15 protein-coding genes, 1 pseudogene and 1 other annotated feature are annotated in these 15,080 nt (G+C 36.4%); of the genes and pseudogenes, 4 read left to right on the top strand and 12 right to left on the bottom strand.

The window, feature by feature from the left end; genetic code table 11:
- Positions 1 to 54: 54 nt before the first annotated feature.
- The 3 genes from JFU54_RS18425 to JFU54_RS18415 form a co-directional block, all read right to left on the bottom strand.
- Complete coding sequence (locus JFU54_RS18425; protein WP_002010225.1) at positions 55 to 639, bottom strand: TerD family protein; 585 nt, start codon at positions 637 to 639, stop codon at positions 55 to 57.
- A 26-nt stretch (positions 640 to 665) separates the two neighbouring features.
- Complete coding sequence (locus tag JFU54_RS18420; RefSeq protein WP_002029589.1) at positions 666 to 1,262, bottom strand: TerD family protein; 597 nt, start codon at positions 1,260 to 1,262, stop codon at positions 666 to 668.
- 128 nt (positions 1,263 to 1,390) lie between these two features.
- Positions 1,391 to 2,269, bottom strand: a complete 879-nt coding sequence (locus JFU54_RS18415) for an ROK family protein (RefSeq protein ID WP_201065780.1) — start codon at positions 2,267 to 2,269, stop codon at positions 1,391 to 1,393.
- 207 nt (positions 2,270 to 2,476) lie between these two features.
- On the opposite strand from JFU54_RS18415, the gene JFU54_RS29830 reads away from it, so the two are divergent.
- Complete coding sequence (locus JFU54_RS29830) at positions 2,477 to 3,661, top strand: cell wall anchor protein (protein WP_201067288.1); 1,185 nt, start codon at positions 2,477 to 2,479, stop codon at positions 3,659 to 3,661.
- A 254-nt stretch (positions 3,662 to 3,915) separates the two neighbouring features.
- On the opposite strand, the gene proS is transcribed toward JFU54_RS29830, so the two are convergent.
- Together proS and JFU54_RS18400 are read right to left on the bottom strand one after the other, a co-directional pair.
- Positions 3,916 to 5,346, bottom strand: a complete 1,431-nt coding sequence (gene proS / locus JFU54_RS18405; RefSeq protein WP_044444318.1) for a proline--tRNA ligase — start codon at positions 5,344 to 5,346, stop codon at positions 3,916 to 3,918.
- Between the two features lie 45 nt (positions 5,347 to 5,391).
- Positions 5,392 to 5,599 (bottom strand) — a binding site (T-box leader).
- Positions 5,600 to 5,692: 93 nt separating this feature from the next.
- Complete coding sequence (locus JFU54_RS18400) at positions 5,693 to 5,986, bottom strand: YesK-like family protein (RefSeq protein WP_002124993.1); 294 nt, start codon at positions 5,984 to 5,986, stop codon at positions 5,693 to 5,695.
- 154 nt (positions 5,987 to 6,140) lie between these two features.
- On the opposite strand from JFU54_RS18400, the gene JFU54_RS18395 reads away from it, so the two are divergent.
- Both JFU54_RS18395 and JFU54_RS18390 read left to right on the top strand, forming a co-directional pair.
- Complete coding sequence (locus JFU54_RS18395; RefSeq protein WP_201065779.1) at positions 6,141 to 7,454, top strand: alkaline phosphatase family protein; 1,314 nt, start codon at positions 6,141 to 6,143, stop codon at positions 7,452 to 7,454.
- Between the two features lie 108 nt (positions 7,455 to 7,562).
- Positions 7,563 to 8,846 carry an MFS transporter gene (locus JFU54_RS18390; RefSeq protein ID WP_201065778.1) on the top strand — a complete coding sequence of 428 codons (1,284 nt, stop codon included), beginning with the start codon at positions 7,563 to 7,565 and terminating at the stop codon, positions 8,844 to 8,846.
- Between the two features lie 73 nt (positions 8,847 to 8,919).
- On the opposite strand, the gene JFU54_RS18385 is transcribed toward JFU54_RS18390, so the two are convergent.
- The 7 genes and pseudogenes from JFU54_RS18385 to JFU54_RS18355 all read right to left on the bottom strand — a co-directional run bounded on the left by JFU54_RS18385 (position 8,920) and on the right by JFU54_RS18355 (position 12,363).
- Positions 8,920 to 9,171 carry a helix-turn-helix transcriptional regulator gene (locus tag JFU54_RS18385; RefSeq protein WP_201065777.1) on the bottom strand — a complete coding sequence of 84 codons (252 nt, stop codon included), beginning with the start codon at positions 9,169 to 9,171 and terminating at the stop codon, positions 8,920 to 8,922.
- A gap of 56 nt (positions 9,172 to 9,227) precedes the next feature.
- Entirely contained in the window at positions 9,228 to 10,460 is a 1,233-nt protein-coding gene (locus JFU54_RS18380; protein ID WP_201065776.1) for an MFS transporter, read from the bottom strand.
- A gap of 66 nt (positions 10,461 to 10,526) precedes the next feature.
- Positions 10,527 to 11,108 carry a TetR/AcrR family transcriptional regulator gene (locus tag JFU54_RS18375; RefSeq protein ID WP_078204726.1) on the bottom strand — a complete coding sequence of 194 codons (582 nt, stop codon included), beginning with the start codon at positions 11,106 to 11,108 and terminating at the stop codon, positions 10,527 to 10,529.
- A gap of 80 nt (positions 11,109 to 11,188) precedes the next feature.
- Positions 11,189 to 11,272: pseudogene (locus JFU54_RS18370) on the bottom strand (histidine kinase); the annotation flags it as partial.
- A 129-nt stretch (positions 11,273 to 11,401) separates the two neighbouring features.
- Positions 11,402 to 11,653, bottom strand: coding sequence for a hypothetical protein (locus tag JFU54_RS18365; protein ID WP_002029564.1), 252 nt, complete (start codon positions 11,651 to 11,653; stop codon positions 11,402 to 11,404).
- A 13-nt stretch (positions 11,654 to 11,666) separates the two neighbouring features.
- A complete protein-coding gene (locus JFU54_RS18360) occupies positions 11,667 to 11,981 on the bottom strand; it encodes a thioredoxin family protein (protein WP_002029563.1) in 315 nt (104 codons plus the stop codon).
- 10 nt (positions 11,982 to 11,991) lie between these two features.
- Entirely contained in the window at positions 11,992 to 12,363 is a 372-nt protein-coding gene (locus JFU54_RS18355) for a DnaJ family domain-containing protein (protein ID WP_151304922.1), read from the bottom strand.
- Between the two features lie 372 nt (positions 12,364 to 12,735).
- Between JFU54_RS18355 and JFU54_RS18350 the strand changes: the two genes are divergently transcribed.
- Entirely contained in the window at positions 12,736 to 14,760 is a 2,025-nt protein-coding gene (locus JFU54_RS18350) for a glycosyl hydrolase family 18 protein (protein ID WP_201065775.1), read from the top strand.
- The last annotated feature ends 320 nt before the right edge of the window (positions 14,761 to 15,080 follow it).

The following is a 15,080-nucleotide window of genomic DNA, read 5'->3' as shown; positions in this document are numbered from 1 at the left end:
TTAAAAATATATCCATCAGTAATTACGCGTTTCACTGATGGATATATAAATCTATTACTCTACATCTAAACCAAAGTTATTACATAGAGAACCTAATCCACCTTGGAATCCACTTCCGATTGCATTGAATTTCCATTCACCTGCGTGACGGTATAATTCGCTCACTACTACAGCTGTTTCAATAGAGAAATCTTCTCCTAAATCGTAACGAATTAATTCTGCATTCTTTTCTTCATCCATAATACGTACGAAAGAATTAGAAACTTGTCCGAAGTTTTGGCTGCGGCCTTCTCCATCATAAATTGTAATTGTGAAACAAATACGCTCAATGTTAGCAGGAACATTTTTTAAGTCTATTTTAATTGTTTCATCGTCGCCTTCACCTTCACCTGTACGGTTATCTCCTAAATGCTCTACAGCACCATTCGCACCTTTTGGATTATTATAGAAGACGAAATCCTCTGCACCTGAAACTTTACCGTTAGCACCTACTAAGAAGATACTAACATCTAAATCGAAATCATTTTGTCCGTCATAACGATTCGTATCCCAACCAAGTCCTACAAGAACTTTCGAAAGACCTGGATTTGTTTTTGTTAAGTCTACCTTTTGTCCTTTTTTCAATGAAATAGATGCCATATTATACTATTCCTCCTTGGTTTATTTTATTGGTAACGTGATACAATCTCACTTAAGTTTTTATCTTGTGTTCCTTCTCCCACTGCTGAAAACTTCCATTCGTTTCCGTCTCGGTACATTTCACCTGCAATTAAAGTCATTTTACCAGCATAATTATCTGACAAGTTATAACGCGCTAATTCTTCACCTGTTTGTGGGTTTTGAATACGAATATATGCATTGCGAATCATCCCAAAGTCTTGGCGACGATTTACACAGTCATAAATATTTACAACGAATACTAAACGATTAATACGGCTCGGAACTTTATGTAATTCTACGAAAATTGTTTCGTCGTCACCAGCGCCTTCACCTGTTAAATTATCTCCTGAATGAATAATACTACCACAAGTAGAAAGTTTGTTGCCGAAGTAAACTAGATCATTTTTGTTTAAAAAACGATCCCCTTCTAACATAACGACAGATGCATCACAATCTACACTTGGTTTACTTCCAAATAAAGAAGACAGAAACCCACCTGATTGCCCAATTGGATCCCAGCCTAAGCCAACCTGTAGTTTCGCTACTCTCGGTTGTCCTTTCGTTAAATCAATCTTTTGTCCTTTTTCTAAAATAATAGGCATGAAGTTTCTTCCTTTCTACAAAGCATTTTCCAACTCGGAAAACATTGTATTCTTCTCTTATATTGTAGCATTATTTATCTAATGAGAAAAAGGATAAATTCTCAATTATATGAAAACAGATACTATATTTATTTATACTGATGTAATAAGTGGTAAATAGAGCCAATCATTCCTGCACAATTACCGCTTTGCGCAAGTTTAATCTCACAATTACTATAAATCTCTTGATTTAAGTATGTTCCTATCTCTTCCTTCACTTCATGTAAGAAATCATCTCCTCTTTCAGTAATTCCCCCACCAATAATAATCATTTTCGGATTAAAAATATAAGTAAGATTGCTAATACCAATCGCCAAATGTTTAAAGAAAATCTTCACGGCTTGAGTAACACCGCTATCACCCTTATCATATAATTCGAAAATTGTTTTACCATCCCACTCCTTTTTACCTTTATATCTTCGTACGAGATGAATTAATCCCGAAATTGAGGCAACCTCCTCAAAAGTTTTCCCTTCTATTAACATGTTCCCCCATTCCCCAGCGCCAAACGAATGTCCACGGTATAACTCTCCATTTATAACAATTGCTCCACCAATGCCCGTTCCAAGCGTAAGCATAATAAAATCGCTTTCTCCCCTCCCTGTACCTTTCCATTTCTCACCTAAGGCTGCACAATTAACATCATTTTCAATAGATACAGGAACTTTTAATACTTCTTGTAATCTCTCAACAATAGAAATATTAGCATAACGTGGAATATGATCCACACCTCCCGTTATAACTCCTTTATCAATATCAACAATTCCCGCTGTACTAATACCAATTCCGGAAATAGTATGTTCAGTCATTAACTTTTTTGATAAACATATAAGTTTTTGAACAATTTGTTCCCCGCCCAAGTGAATTTCTGTTGGGACCTTTTTATGTATTAGTACTACCCCTATTTCTGAAACAATTCCATATTTAATTTGCGTACCACCAATATCAAATGCAATATATTCTTTCATCCGTTGCCACTTCCTCTACTGTTATGAGTGTAAATTCTCCATCACTCTACTATTTGCAAGGAATTTACATTAACTCTTTTCTTCCTTTAGAAATACACCACCTTTTTCTATATATAGTTTTTTTTGCATAAAACTCTTTTTCCTATGAAATATTACAAAGGGGTGTATTTTAGATGGAACAATAATTTTTTCTTCAGGAGGAAAACAATGACAAAAATCTTCATTCTAGCATCAACACTTTCTTTATCCTTTTTTAGCGGCTTAAATATTGGTAATGCTGCAACTGAAAACTTCCATCCAATAACAAACGCTATTGTACAAAATAACGATACTTTAGCAGAAGGTAATTCAAAAGATAATAATAAACCTCCAGGAAACAATGGTTCTCAGGACGATAGTGGTTCTGGTGGCAATGGTTCTGGTGGCAACGGTTCTGGTGGCAGTGGTTCTGGTGGCAGTGGTTCTGACGGCAACGGTTCTGGCGGCAGTGGTTCTGGCGGCAATGGTTCTGACGGCAGTGGTTCTGGCGGCAGTGGTTCTGGCGGCAGTGGTTCTGGTGGCAATGGTTCTGGTGACAATGGCTCTGGTGGCAACGGTTCTGGTGGCAACGGTTCTGGTGGCAACGGTTCTGGTGGCAACGGTTCTGGTGGCAGTGGTTCTGGCGGTAACGGCTCTGGTGGCAGTGGTTCTGGTGACAATGGCTCCGGTGGCAACGGTTCTGGTGGCAACGGTTCTGGTGGCAACGGTTCTGGTGGCAACGGTTCTGGTGGCAACGGTTCTGGTGGCAGTGGTTCTGGTGGCAACGGTTCTGGTGGCAGTGGTTCTGGCGGTAACGGCTCTGGTGGCAGTGGTTCTGGTGACAATGGCTCTGGTGGCAATGGCTCTGGTGGCAATGGCTCTGGTGGCAACGGTTCTGGTGGCAATGGCTCTGGTGGCAACGGTTCTGGCGGTAACGGCTCTGGCGGTAACGGCTCTGGTGGCAATGGTTCTGGTGGCAATGGTTCTGGTGGCAATGGCTCCGGTGGCAACGGTTCTGGTGGCAGTGGTTCTGGTGACAATGGCTCTGGTAGCAATGGTTCTGGTAGCAATGGTTCTGGCGGCAGTGGTTCTGGTGACAGTGGTTCTGGTGGCAGTGGTTCTGGTGGCAGTGGCTCTCAGGGCGGCAACCGTGTTAAAGGCGACAGCAGTTCTCAAGGTGGTAATGGCTCTCAGGGCGGCAACCGTGTTAAAGGCGATAGCGGCTCTCAAAGCGGTAACGCAAAAGATAATGCAACAAAACAAGGCAATAAATTGCCTAATACTGCAACGCATTATCCTGCATCTATTTTAATTGGTCTTTCGACATTCCTAATTGGTGTGTTACTATTTATTCGTCGTAAAAACGCAAAATAAAAAAATCATCCTTCCATCTAAAAATACATGAAACAGATTATAAAGTGAAACTTTAATCAGTGGGGATTTTGTTCATCCCCCACTGATTATTAGCCTTCACCAATCGGGCTTTTACGGGCAGCAGGGCTCCCACCTAACTTCTTAGCTCCAGTGGGAGTTTTACTACCTGGCAAATAGCGGGATAAAACTAAAAAGACTTTGATTGCATTTTATTATGCAATCAAAGTCCTTTTTGTCATCTAGTAGAAAGAGTATTAATACGCTTTTCCCCAATACACCATCTGCTTCGCTTTTTTACTACAGCAAATACATTCGTCAGCTAAACTTTCTTGTTCGAACGGAATACAACGTGAAGATACTCCAACTTCTTCTTTTAATTTTTCTTCACAAGCTAGTTCTCCACACCACATCGCTTTAATAAATCCTTGCTTTTCATCAGCCGCTTTTTTCATCTCTTCGAAATTCGTCACACTATACGTATTCTCATCGCGAAATACTTTTGCTTTACTAAATAAAGAATGGTGAATTTCCTCAAGTAGTGCTGGAATGCGTTCTTCTAATTGATCCATTGATATAAACTCTTTTTCTTTCGTATCTCGCCTTACAAGTACAACTTGATTCTTTTCAATATCCTTTGGACCAACTTCTAATCTAATTGGAACACCCTTCATTTCATACTCATTAAATTTCCAGCCAGGTGTTTTATTGCTAGCATCTATTTTTACACGTGCAACCTTCTGAATACGTCCTTGCAACTCTGTTGCTTTTTCTAACACACCTTCTTTGTGCTGAGCAATAGGAACGATAACAACTTGTACTGGAGCGACTTTCGGTGGCATTACAAGTCCGTTATTATCGCTATGAACCATAATAAGTCCACCTATCATTCTTGTTGATACACCCCAAGATGTTTGATGTACGTATTGCCATTTACCGTTACGGTCTAAAAACTTAATATCAAATGCTTCAGAGAAATTCGTTCCAAAGTTATGAGATGTTCCTGTTTGAAGTGCTTTTCCATCATGCATTAAACTTTCAATCGTATAAGTTGCCTTCGCTCCTGCAAACTTTTCTTTTTCTGTTTTTTGCCCTTTAATAACCGGAATCGCTAAATACTCTTCACAAAAAGCAGCATATAGATTTAAAATATTTAATGTTTCAATTTGAGATTCTTCTGCCGTTTCATGAATCGTATGACCTTCTTGCCATAAAAATTCAGTTGTACGAAGGAATGGTCTCGTCGTCTTCTCCCAACGAACTACTGAACACCACTGGTTATATAACTTTGGTAAATCATTATATGATTGAACAATTTTTGAAAAATGCTCACAGAATAGAGTTTCAGATGTAGGACGTATACAAAGTCTTTCTGCCAATTTCTCATCTCCGCCATGAGTAACCCATGCTACTTCAGGAGCAAATCCTTCAACATGATCTTTCTCTTTTTGTAATAAACTCTCTGGAATAAACATTGGCATGTACACATTTTCATGACCAGATTCTTTTAATTTTTCATCCATCACTTTCTGCATATTTTCCCATAATGCATAACCGTATGGACGTAAAATCATACAACCTTTCACACTTGAATAATCAACAAGCTCCGCTTTTTTTACAATATCGGTATACCACTGAGCAAAGTCTTCTTCCATTTTCGTAATGGCTTGTACTTGTTCTTTTACCATAGTTATTCTTCCTCCTTTAGAAAATAGAAAAAGCCCGCGTCCCCAAATAGGGACCGAGCTTTGTCGGCGTTACCACCCTGATTCATACACAAAAAAATTGAGTATGCTCTCTTTTTGATAACGGGAATTTCCCGCTGCATATGCAGAACTCAAAGGTAGGTTCCATATCGCCTCTTTAAGAATCTTCCAGCCAAAAGGATTCTCTCTCTGCAAAAAGGTAAGACATGTACTATTCCTTTTTCATCGTTATAACAAAATAAATTTGTTGAATATCATAATATAAATTTTATTTCAAAACAAGAGCCAATTTTCTTATTTTTATACATTATTTTCAATTATCACTGTTTTATACGTAACTTTTCCGAACTATTTTTACAAGTTGATGAGCAACCATACCAATTAGTGTACCAATTAAAACGAAGAAACAAATAAATCCGTATCCCATTCCTTCCCAACCACCAATAGCGATCATTGTTACAGGAAAGAAAGCTAAACAAAGAAGTACTAAACTAAGTGCAAATATAATATCAAACTGTTTATCTGGAAAACGTTTCTTTAGTAAATATGACATAAAAAATACAAGGAGAACGGTGACTCCACCAATGATGTAAAAGATACCAAATCCATCTAGCCAATCCATAGTATTCCCTCCTTCCATTCATTCCCTTATACTTATAATATGTTTAATTTTTCTGAAAATAAATAACGAAATTTTATTCGAAAATATATTTTTATTACCAGGTATTAATAGTAATATATAAGAATAGGTTTTATATAATCAGGAGGGAAACTTTATGGATAAAGCATTAACAAATCGCGTCATTATTTTATCTTTCGACTGCTTATCAGCTTTAGATTTTCCTATATTACAAAAACTACCTAATTTCCAAACTTTAATAAAAAAGGGCGCGATTGCGAAAAAAGTGGAGCCAATTTATCCTTCTGTAACATATCCAAGCCACTCAACAATCGTAACCGGTAATTATCCTAATAAGCATGGCGTTGTCAGCAATACATTACTTCAACCAGGACGTGATTCACCAGATTGGCATTGGTACCGAAAGTCCATTAAAGGAACAACTTTATATGATGAAGCACGCAAAGCAAATTTAACGACAGCAGCCCTTCTATGGCCTGTTACTGGAAGAGCAAATATCGATTACAATTTACCAGAAATTTTTCCAAATAGACCGTGGCAAAATCAAATTTTAGTTTCATTATTTAGCGGTAGCCCGCTATATCAATTAGATTTAAATCATCGTTTCGGCCATATACGAAATGGATTGTCACAGCCTGAGCTTGATAATTTCGTCCTTGCTTCTGCCCTACATACAATTCAGACAAAAAAGCCTAATGTTATGTTTGTACATTTTACTGATTTAGATACTCAAAGACATTACCATGGCTTCGAGTCTGAGGAAACAGTAGCTGCAATCCACAGACACGACGAACGCCTAGGTAAAATTATCCATACATTAAAAGAAAGTGGTATATACGAAGAAAGTACAATTATTGCACTTGGTGACCATAGCGCTTTAAGTGAAAACAAGGCAATCCAATTAAATGTCCTATTCTGTCAAAAAGGGCTTATATCCGTAAATAAACGTGGAAAAATACACGATTGGAAAGCTTATTGCCAAAGCTGTGATGGAGCTGCCTACGTACATGTAAAGGATAAAAATGATACTGAAACGATTAAAGAGATTCAACTTCTTCTTGAAGAGCTTCTTCAGGATAAACAAAATGGAATTGAATTTATTCTGCACGATGAAGATGCAAAAGAACGTGGCGCTGATGGTAATTGCTTATTTATGCTAGAGGCCATGGAAGGTTATTACTTCGTTGAAAATTATACAGGTGATTTCATAAAAGAAATTAATAAAGAAGATGTTAATTCTAGTAAGAAATATACATTTGGAACGCATGGATATTCCCCAACAAAACCTAACTATGAAACAATTTTTATGGCTGCTGGGAAAGGCATTCAAAGCGGCGTTACAATTCCGTATATGAGACTGATTGATGAAGGTCCGACTATCGCTAGGTTACTCGGCTTGCACTTAGGTGAAACAGACGGCGCAATTGTAGAGGATTTACTTCAATTGTAAAGAACTGTGTATATATGTAAAAGTTATGTAAAAATCATCACTGTTTCTCTTTTTATAATTTTTATTTTTGTACACTGTTAGTAGAACAAATTTAAGGGGGAACATTATATGAAAAAAATGTCCAGACAAGAAAAAAGCTGGATATTGTACGATTGGGCGAACTCGGTATATTCGCTCGTCATTACAACTGCATTATTTCCAATTTACTTTAAAGCAGCTGCAAAAGAAGCTGGACTATCTGGTGCAACTTCAACAGCCTATTGGGGATATGCAAACTCGTTCGCTACACTTTTAATTTCTATACTCGCTCCTATTCTCGGCACGGTTGCTGATTATAAGGGATTTAAAAAACGATTTTTCACATTCTTCTTTGGGCTTGGTATTATATTTACAAGTATGCTAGCAGTTGTTCCAACATCTCAGTGGTACTTATTACTAGGATGCTATATGCTCGCATTAGTTGGCTTTGCTGGAGCAAATATTTTTTATGATGCATTTTTAGTAGATGTTACCTCTGGAGATAGAATGGACCGAATTTCTACGCGAGGTTTTGCATTAGGTTATATTGGGAGCACAATTCCTTTTATCGGTTGTATTGCTCTTATTATTCTTGCTCAAAAAGGAACTATCCCCTTATCAGTCGGCATTGCTAGTCAAATTTCTTTCGCAATAACAGCTCTTTGGTGGGGACTATTTACAATTCCAATGCTAAAAAATGTAGAGCAAACACACTATATTGAACGCCATCCAAGACCAATTGCAATGAGCTTCAAGCGCCTTGCTAATACTTTTAAAAATATTAAAGAATATAAAACTGTATTTATGTTCCTAATAGCTTACTTTTTCTACATTGACGGGGTAGATACAATTATCACTATGTCTACTGCTTACGGAACAGATCTCGGTATTAGTGCAACTAATCTATTAGTCATCTTATTTGTAACACAAATTGTCGCTTGTCCATTCGCTTTATTATATGGAAAACTATCGGAAACATTTACCGGTAAAAAAATGCTATATGTCGGTATTATTATTTATATCATTATTTGCACATATGCTTATTTCTTAAAAACGACACTTGATTTCTGGATTTTAGCAATGCTAGTTGCCACTTCTCAAGGTGGTATTCAAGCACTTAGCCGTTCATATTTCGCAAAACTAGTACCGAAAGAATCTGCAAATGAATTCTTCGGATTTTATAATATCTTTGGTAAATTCGCAGCAATTATGGGTCCAGTATTAGTTGGTGTCACAACACAATTAACAGGAAAAACAAACGCTGGTGTCCTTAGTATTATTGTCTTATTTATTATCGGTGGATTCTTATTAACTAGAGTACCCGAAAATAATACGTCCGTTACACCACCTAATCCGAAAACTAAAACAATATAAGAAAAAGATCCTCTTCACATAAGAAGAGGATCTTTTCTTTACTTTTATCGATAGCGTCCCACAATTAAAGACGCTACATCTTATACAAAAATAGTTTATCCACAGTTGTTCCTAATACTTCCGCTAAACGAAAGGCTAATGCTAAGCTTGGATCATATTTATTATTCTCAATTGCATTTATCGTCTGTCTTGAAACTTTACACTTATCAGCTAATGCACCTTGTGAAATATTATTTTCAGTGCGTAATTCATAAATTTGATTTTTCACATCTTTTCTCCTAACATGTAAAATCGTTTTTACAATATTAGTATATAGTCGGTACATTTCATTGTCAAAAGATCGCCACAAAAATAGGGAGCAATGCCGCTTCCTTACAAGGTTTATTTTGAAGCTAACGAATTCGTCATTTCCTCTTTATTAGCAAGCTCTTCTTTTTTTATTTGCATACGTAGAACTGGCCCTATTGCCAATAAAATAAGTGACGTCGCTATACAAAATACAATAACTAGTGAAGTCATTTCCTTCAATCCTCCAGCTAGCGATGTTCCGATTAACATAGCACCCATAAATAATGGTAAAATTGTTCCATTTACTCTTCCAATCATGTTTTCTGGTACAAGCTGAATCATAAGCGTACCGACAACGATATTAACACAAGCTAAACAAATACCTGTTCCAAACCTCATGAAACTAGTAATCCAAAATGATGTAGATAGCCCTTCTACTAAAAATGACATCGCTAATATGCTCATACCGAATACAAACATCTTTTTCGGATTCACTTTTGAAGCGAAAACTGCAGCAACAATACCACCGATTAACATACCTATTCCATCAGCTGCGGCTAAATATTGAACTGCTTCTTTTTCCATTCCAAGCCGTTCTATTACAAGAAACACCTCTAACGGATTTGTTAGTCCAACTGCTAATCCCATAATGGTGAAAGTGATCGTAATCATGCGTAAATTTTTCGTATGAAGAACGTACTTCCAACCCTCTTTTATATCATTTTTTAATGAATCTCTCGCTACTTGCTCTTGTTCAACCCATTTTGGTAAAAATGAAAGAGCGATAGCAGATAACAAAAATAAAATGATTAAGCTATATAGTGACGTAAATAAACCAAGTTGTGTATACACAAGCGATCCTACCACTGGTCCAAAAATCATAAATAATGACTGTAATGTTTGGTTAAATGCAATCGCATTTGCCACCTGTTCTTCCTTTACATAGCGCTTAAATATACGCGAAGATGATGGCTGAGAAAACTGACCTACAATCGCGGAAATGAGTGTTGCAAAAAATATAGCCTGCCAATAATCCAGCTTTAACAACAAGACAATTCCTATAATAGACAGTACACTTAACACATCCCCAGCAACCATTGTTCTTTTCGGATTCCAGCGATCAGCTAGCGCACCACCAATAAACGAGAAAATAAAGATAGGTGCATATTCCATAACTGATAATAAAGAAACAGAAACCGGATCATTATTCGTTCGCTCCATTATGAAATATAAAAGAGCCATATTTCTGATCCAAATTGCAAATTGTTGTAAAATATCAGATGCCATAACGAGCATAAATGCTCGGTTTTTAAATAAAGCGTTCATTTTCATTCCTCCTTTATAAACCGACCGTTCGGTCTAATTTATTTTGTAAGAAAAGCTGCTGACTTATTATTCAGCTGCCATTCCTTTTAACAATACATCTATTGCCTTTTTATAAATACGTTTCAGCTCTTTATGATCTAACTCGTAGTAAAGTACTCCAAGCCCAGATAATAATCCATTCACAATATACATAAGATCGCGCGTATTATCTTCACGAAACTCTCCAGACTGTATGCCTGCTTCAATTAAGTTCTCAAACATAACATATGATTCTCTAGTTAAAGCTAACAGTTCATCCAGAATCTCTTTACTTACAACTTGGCTCATAGAGAATTCCTCTATTGCATTTGAAATTGGTTGCTGTATGTCCTCTACATAATATTCCGCGAGACCATATAGTTTTTCAGTACTCGTACTATACAACTTCTCTTTTTCATTCCATTTTTCAAGCCAATCATACGTATGCTGTTTTACTACAAATAAAAATAATTCTTCTTTACTTTTAAAGTGATAATAAATGCTTCCTTTACTTCGCTCTGTAATCTCACAAATCTCTTCCATAGATGTGGCTGCATAGCCCTTTTGTGAAAACAGACTTTCTGCTTTATATGCAATTTCTTTCTTTATCTCTTCTGCGCTTCTTCTCATATTCACACCTCTTTAAACCGACCGTTCAGTCTAATAATAACAAATAAAAAACCTCTATCGCAAGAGGCTATACTCCTTATTTAAGAAAACGTACTTTCAAACCACATTCGAATCATATGTATTATTCCAAATTTAAATCCTAATTTAGTAAGAAATACGGTTCCCTTTTCATTTCCCCTAGCATGTTAAAAATATTTAATCAAACGTTTGTTTAACTGTTTTTATGCATATGTAAGCCAACTAATCCAACGTTTGTTTAAAAAGAAATACGCCCCCTATAGGGCGTATTCTCATCAATCACCGCCGCCTCCACCACCGCAGCTACCTCCACTATCTCCACCAAAAGAACCTCCGCAATCATGTGAACCTCCATCGTGCGAGCTATCATTATCTGATCCAGCAAAGAAAAATAATGGTGATGAGCTGTTGGATGAATTATGAATGTTATTTTGTTTTGTAAGATTTACCTTCTTTTTGTTTGATCGAACTGCTGTTGCGATCGTTCCAACTACAACAAATAATAGTATGACAATAATAAATTCCATATAAAAGCCTCCCTTAATCTTCGAATAATTGAATGGTTCTCTCTAAATTTTCAAGTGAAATGAAGCGCGATTCACGAAGGATCTCTTTTCCAGTATAAAATAATAAAACTGTTGGCCCTGTAAATACTGCATATCGCCCCGCAATCTCTTGCATGTCTTGCAGTAATATTTCTACTTTCTCTACGTAATCATAATTCTCTAATACGCAATTTACTTTTCTTAACATAACATCACAAACACCACAATTTTCCGTTTTAATAAACAGCAGTACCAATTGTTGTCCTTCAATATATGTCGCTAATTCTTCTATCGTTTCAAATGTATTCATCTTATCCCTCTTAGCGTAATTTACGAAATACTTTATCCTGATACATACGAAAAGCCGAACAATCTTTAATCTTTCTCTTTTCCATTACCTGCTGAAAACGCAGCGTTTTTGCTGTTAACTCTTCTTGTAATTCTTTTCTCTCTATTTCATCATAACAGCACGCAATTAAGTCTTCTATTTTTAATATATCTTTTTGTAGTTCCATTTCTGGTGGAATCATACCTGCATTTTTCAAGATTTTATAACTCATTCTAAGTTCTGGAGGTACCATTGAAAGGTCTTCTAATTGTAGTGGTTTTCCTTTCCCCGGAATATGATCGAGATCACCATTCCGTATTGCTTGTCGAATTTTTTCTTCAGCAATGTTCAAAAAGACATCCACACCATTCGCTCCTTTACATATTTTCACTATTATTTTACATGATATTTTCTCATCTTGCTACGCTATTACAAATTGACTTTATACAATTTTTTCTCAAATTTAATTACAAGGAGCCTTTTCCTCCCTAATCAATATTTTATTTTCATGTGTAGTCTGTATTAGAGCCATTTAATATTGAGAAAATCTTTGCGAATCAAATAAAGCGTTTACACCAAATCTTGCATTTGCTACGATTTAATCACCCCCAGCTCCCTTGTATAGACTTCGTGATGTCTGATCATTTTTATCTAGACGTTTCATACGTCTAGATTCACTTTGGTTTATTGGCGCATGCCTTTAAATATATCTTTTATTTTGAAAGGAGAAATGACTATGAGATCAAAAAAATTCACGCTACTATTACTATCCCTACTACTTTTCTTACCTCTTTTTCTCACAAACTTTATTACTCCAAATTTCGCATTAGCAGATTCACCAAAGCAAGGTCAAAAAATTGTTGGGTATTTTCCTTCATGGGGCGTTTACGGACGTAATTATCAAGTTGCAGACATTGATGCATCAAAGCTAACTCATTTAAACTATGCTTTCGCTGATATTTGCTGGAATGGAAAACATGGAAACCCTTCTACTCACCCCGATAATCCAAATAAACAAACGTGGAACTGTAAAGAATCTGGTGTACCACTGCAAAATAAAGAGGTCCCTAATGGCACTCTCGTACTCGGTGAACCATGGGCTGATGTCACAAAATCTTATCCGGGATCGGGTACAACTTGGGAAGATTGTGATAAATATGCCCGCTGTGGAAATTTCGGAGAACTGAAACGATTAAAAGCTAAGTATCCTCACTTAAAAACAATTATTTCAGTTGGTGGCTGGACTTGGTCTAACCGCTTTTCTGATATGGCCGCTGATGAAAAAACAAGAAAAGTATTCGCTGAATCTACAGTAGCTTTTCTTCGCGAATATGGATTTGACGGCGTTGATTTAGACTGGGAATACCCGGGTGTTGAAACGATTCCTGGTGGTAGTTATCGTCCTGAAGATAAACAAAACTTCACCCTTCTGCTTCAAGATGTTCGAAATGCATTAACGAAAGCTGGTGCAGAAGATGGTAAACAATATTTACTAACAATCGCGTCAGGTGCAAGCCAACGTTATGCGGATCATACAGAGCTAAAGAAGATTTCTCAAATACTGGATTGGATTAATATTATGACATACGATTTCCACGGTGGGTGGGAAGCTACTTCTAACCATAATGCTGCACTATACAAAGATCCAAATGACCCCGCAGCGGATACGAAATTTTACGTAGATGGTTCGATAGACATTTATACAAATGAAGGGGTTCCAGCGGATAAACTCGTATTAGGTGTACCTTTTTACGGACGTGGATGGAAAAGTTGCGGAAAAGAAAATAATGGGCAATACCAACCTTGTAAACCAGGTAGTGACGGAAAGCTCGCTTCTAAAGGCACTTGGGATGATTATTCTACCGGTGACACAGGTGTGTACGATTATGGTGATTTAGCATCTAATTATGTGAATAAAAATGGTTTTGTTCGCGGATGGAACGATGTAGCGAAAGTACCTTATTTATATAATGCGACTACAGGAACCTTTATTAGCTATGATGACAATGAATCTATGAAATATAAAACAGACTATATAAAGACAAAGGGTTTAAGTGGCGCAATGTTTTGGGAACTAAGCGGGGATTGCCGTACAAGTCCAAAATATAGTTGTAGTGGACCAAAATTACTTGATACGCTAGTAAAAGAATTACTTGGTGGACCTATTACTCAAAAAGATACTGAACCACCAACAAACGTAAAAAATATTGCTGTTACAAATAAAAATTCAAACTCAGTTCAATTAAACTGGACTGCATCTACTGATAACGTAGGCGTTACTGAATATGAAATTACTGCCGGAGAAGAGAAATGGAGTACAACAACAAATAGCATTACAATTAAAAACTTGAAACCTAATACAGAATACACATTTTCAGTATTAGCAAAAGATGCTGCTGGTAACAAATCACAACCTACTTCTATTCTTATAAAAACAGATGATGCTAACACAACACCTCCTGTTGGAAATGGCAATGCTACCTTTTCAGTCACTTCAAATTGGGGAAGTGGTTACAACTTCTCAATTATAATTAAAAATAGCGGAACGACCCCTATTAAAAACTGGAAATTAGAATTTGATTATAACGGCAATTTAACACAAGTTTGGGATTCTAAAATTAGTAGTAAAATAAATAATCATTACGTAATTACGAATGCAGGATGGAATGGTGAAATTCCTCCTGGTGGATCAGTTACAATCGGAGGGGCAGGAACAGGCAATCCCGCCGAACTTGTAAATGCATCCATTAATGAAAACTAAACGTAACCTCCATTAATTATTTCACTAAAGTTTGAATTTAGGTTTGAGTGCTCTATCCTAAATTCAAACTTTTAATTTTATGAAAAATCACAATTTATATTATAATAACCTATTATAATTATATTTAGTTTCTAATATGAAGTTCGCGTGAAGTTCATCTGAATTTTACATGAATTTCCTTTAAGTTCTATTGTCTTCCCATACTAATCACATTATCCTTTACATATAGGAATCATTTCCATTCCATTTCAAACTATCTGTATATATAAAAAAGATAGTAGCCTATTAGGGAAAGGCATCTAGTATTATTATAAATATAA

Source organism: Bacillus sp. TH19, assembly GCF_016651075.1.
In the GTDB taxonomy this organism is placed as follows: Bacteria; Bacillota; Bacilli; order Bacillales; family Bacillaceae_G; genus Bacillus_A; species Bacillus_A mycoides.
This window is presented reverse-complemented; position numbering and strand designations above follow the sequence as displayed.

What these genes read in the sequence shown, in the direction of transcription:
- JFU54_RS18390 (WP_201065778.1), top strand. Translation starts at nt 7,563, where the DNA reads ATGAAAAAAATGTCCAGACAAGAAAAAAGCTGGATATTGTACGATTGG.
- JFU54_RS18375 (WP_078204726.1), bottom strand. Translation starts at nt 11,108, where the DNA reads ATGAGAAGAAGCGCAGAAGAGATAAAGAAAGAAATTGCATATAAAGCA.
- JFU54_RS29830 (WP_201067288.1), top strand. Translation starts at nt 2,477, where the DNA reads ATGACAAAAATCTTCATTCTAGCATCAACACTTTCTTTATCCTTTTTT.
- JFU54_RS18415 (WP_201065780.1), bottom strand. Translation starts at nt 2,269, where the DNA reads ATGAAAGAATATATTGCATTTGATATTGGTGGTACGCAAATTAAATAT.
- JFU54_RS18420 (WP_002029589.1), bottom strand. Translation starts at nt 1,262, where the DNA reads ATGCCTATTATTTTAGAAAAAGGACAAAAGATTGATTTAACGAAAGGA.
- JFU54_RS18380 (WP_201065776.1), bottom strand. Translation starts at nt 10,460, where the DNA reads ATGAACGCTTTATTTAAAAACCGAGCATTTATGCTCGTTATGGCATCT.
- JFU54_RS18350 (WP_201065775.1), top strand. Translation starts at nt 12,736, where the DNA reads ATGAGATCAAAAAAATTCACGCTACTATTACTATCCCTACTACTTTTC.
- JFU54_RS18365 (WP_002029564.1), bottom strand. Translation starts at nt 11,653, where the DNA reads ATGGAATTTATTATTGTCATACTATTATTTGTTGTAGTTGGAACGATC.
- JFU54_RS18425 (WP_002010225.1), bottom strand. Translation starts at nt 639, where the DNA reads ATGGCATCTATTTCATTGAAAAAAGGACAAAAGGTAGACTTAACAAAA.
- proS (WP_044444318.1), bottom strand. Translation starts at nt 5,346, where the DNA reads ATGGTAAAAGAACAAGTACAAGCCATTACGAAAATGGAAGAAGACTTT.
- JFU54_RS18360 (WP_002029563.1), bottom strand. Translation starts at nt 11,981, where the DNA reads ATGAATACATTTGAAACGATAGAAGAATTAGCGACATATATTGAAGGA.
- JFU54_RS18400 (WP_002124993.1), bottom strand. Translation starts at nt 5,986, where the DNA reads ATGGATTGGCTAGATGGATTTGGTATCTTTTACATCATTGGTGGAGTC.
- JFU54_RS18395 (WP_201065779.1), top strand. Translation starts at nt 6,141, where the DNA reads ATGGATAAAGCATTAACAAATCGCGTCATTATTTTATCTTTCGACTGC.
- JFU54_RS18385 (WP_201065777.1), bottom strand. Translation starts at nt 9,171, where the DNA reads ATGTACCGACTATATACTAATATTGTAAAAACGATTTTACATGTTAGG.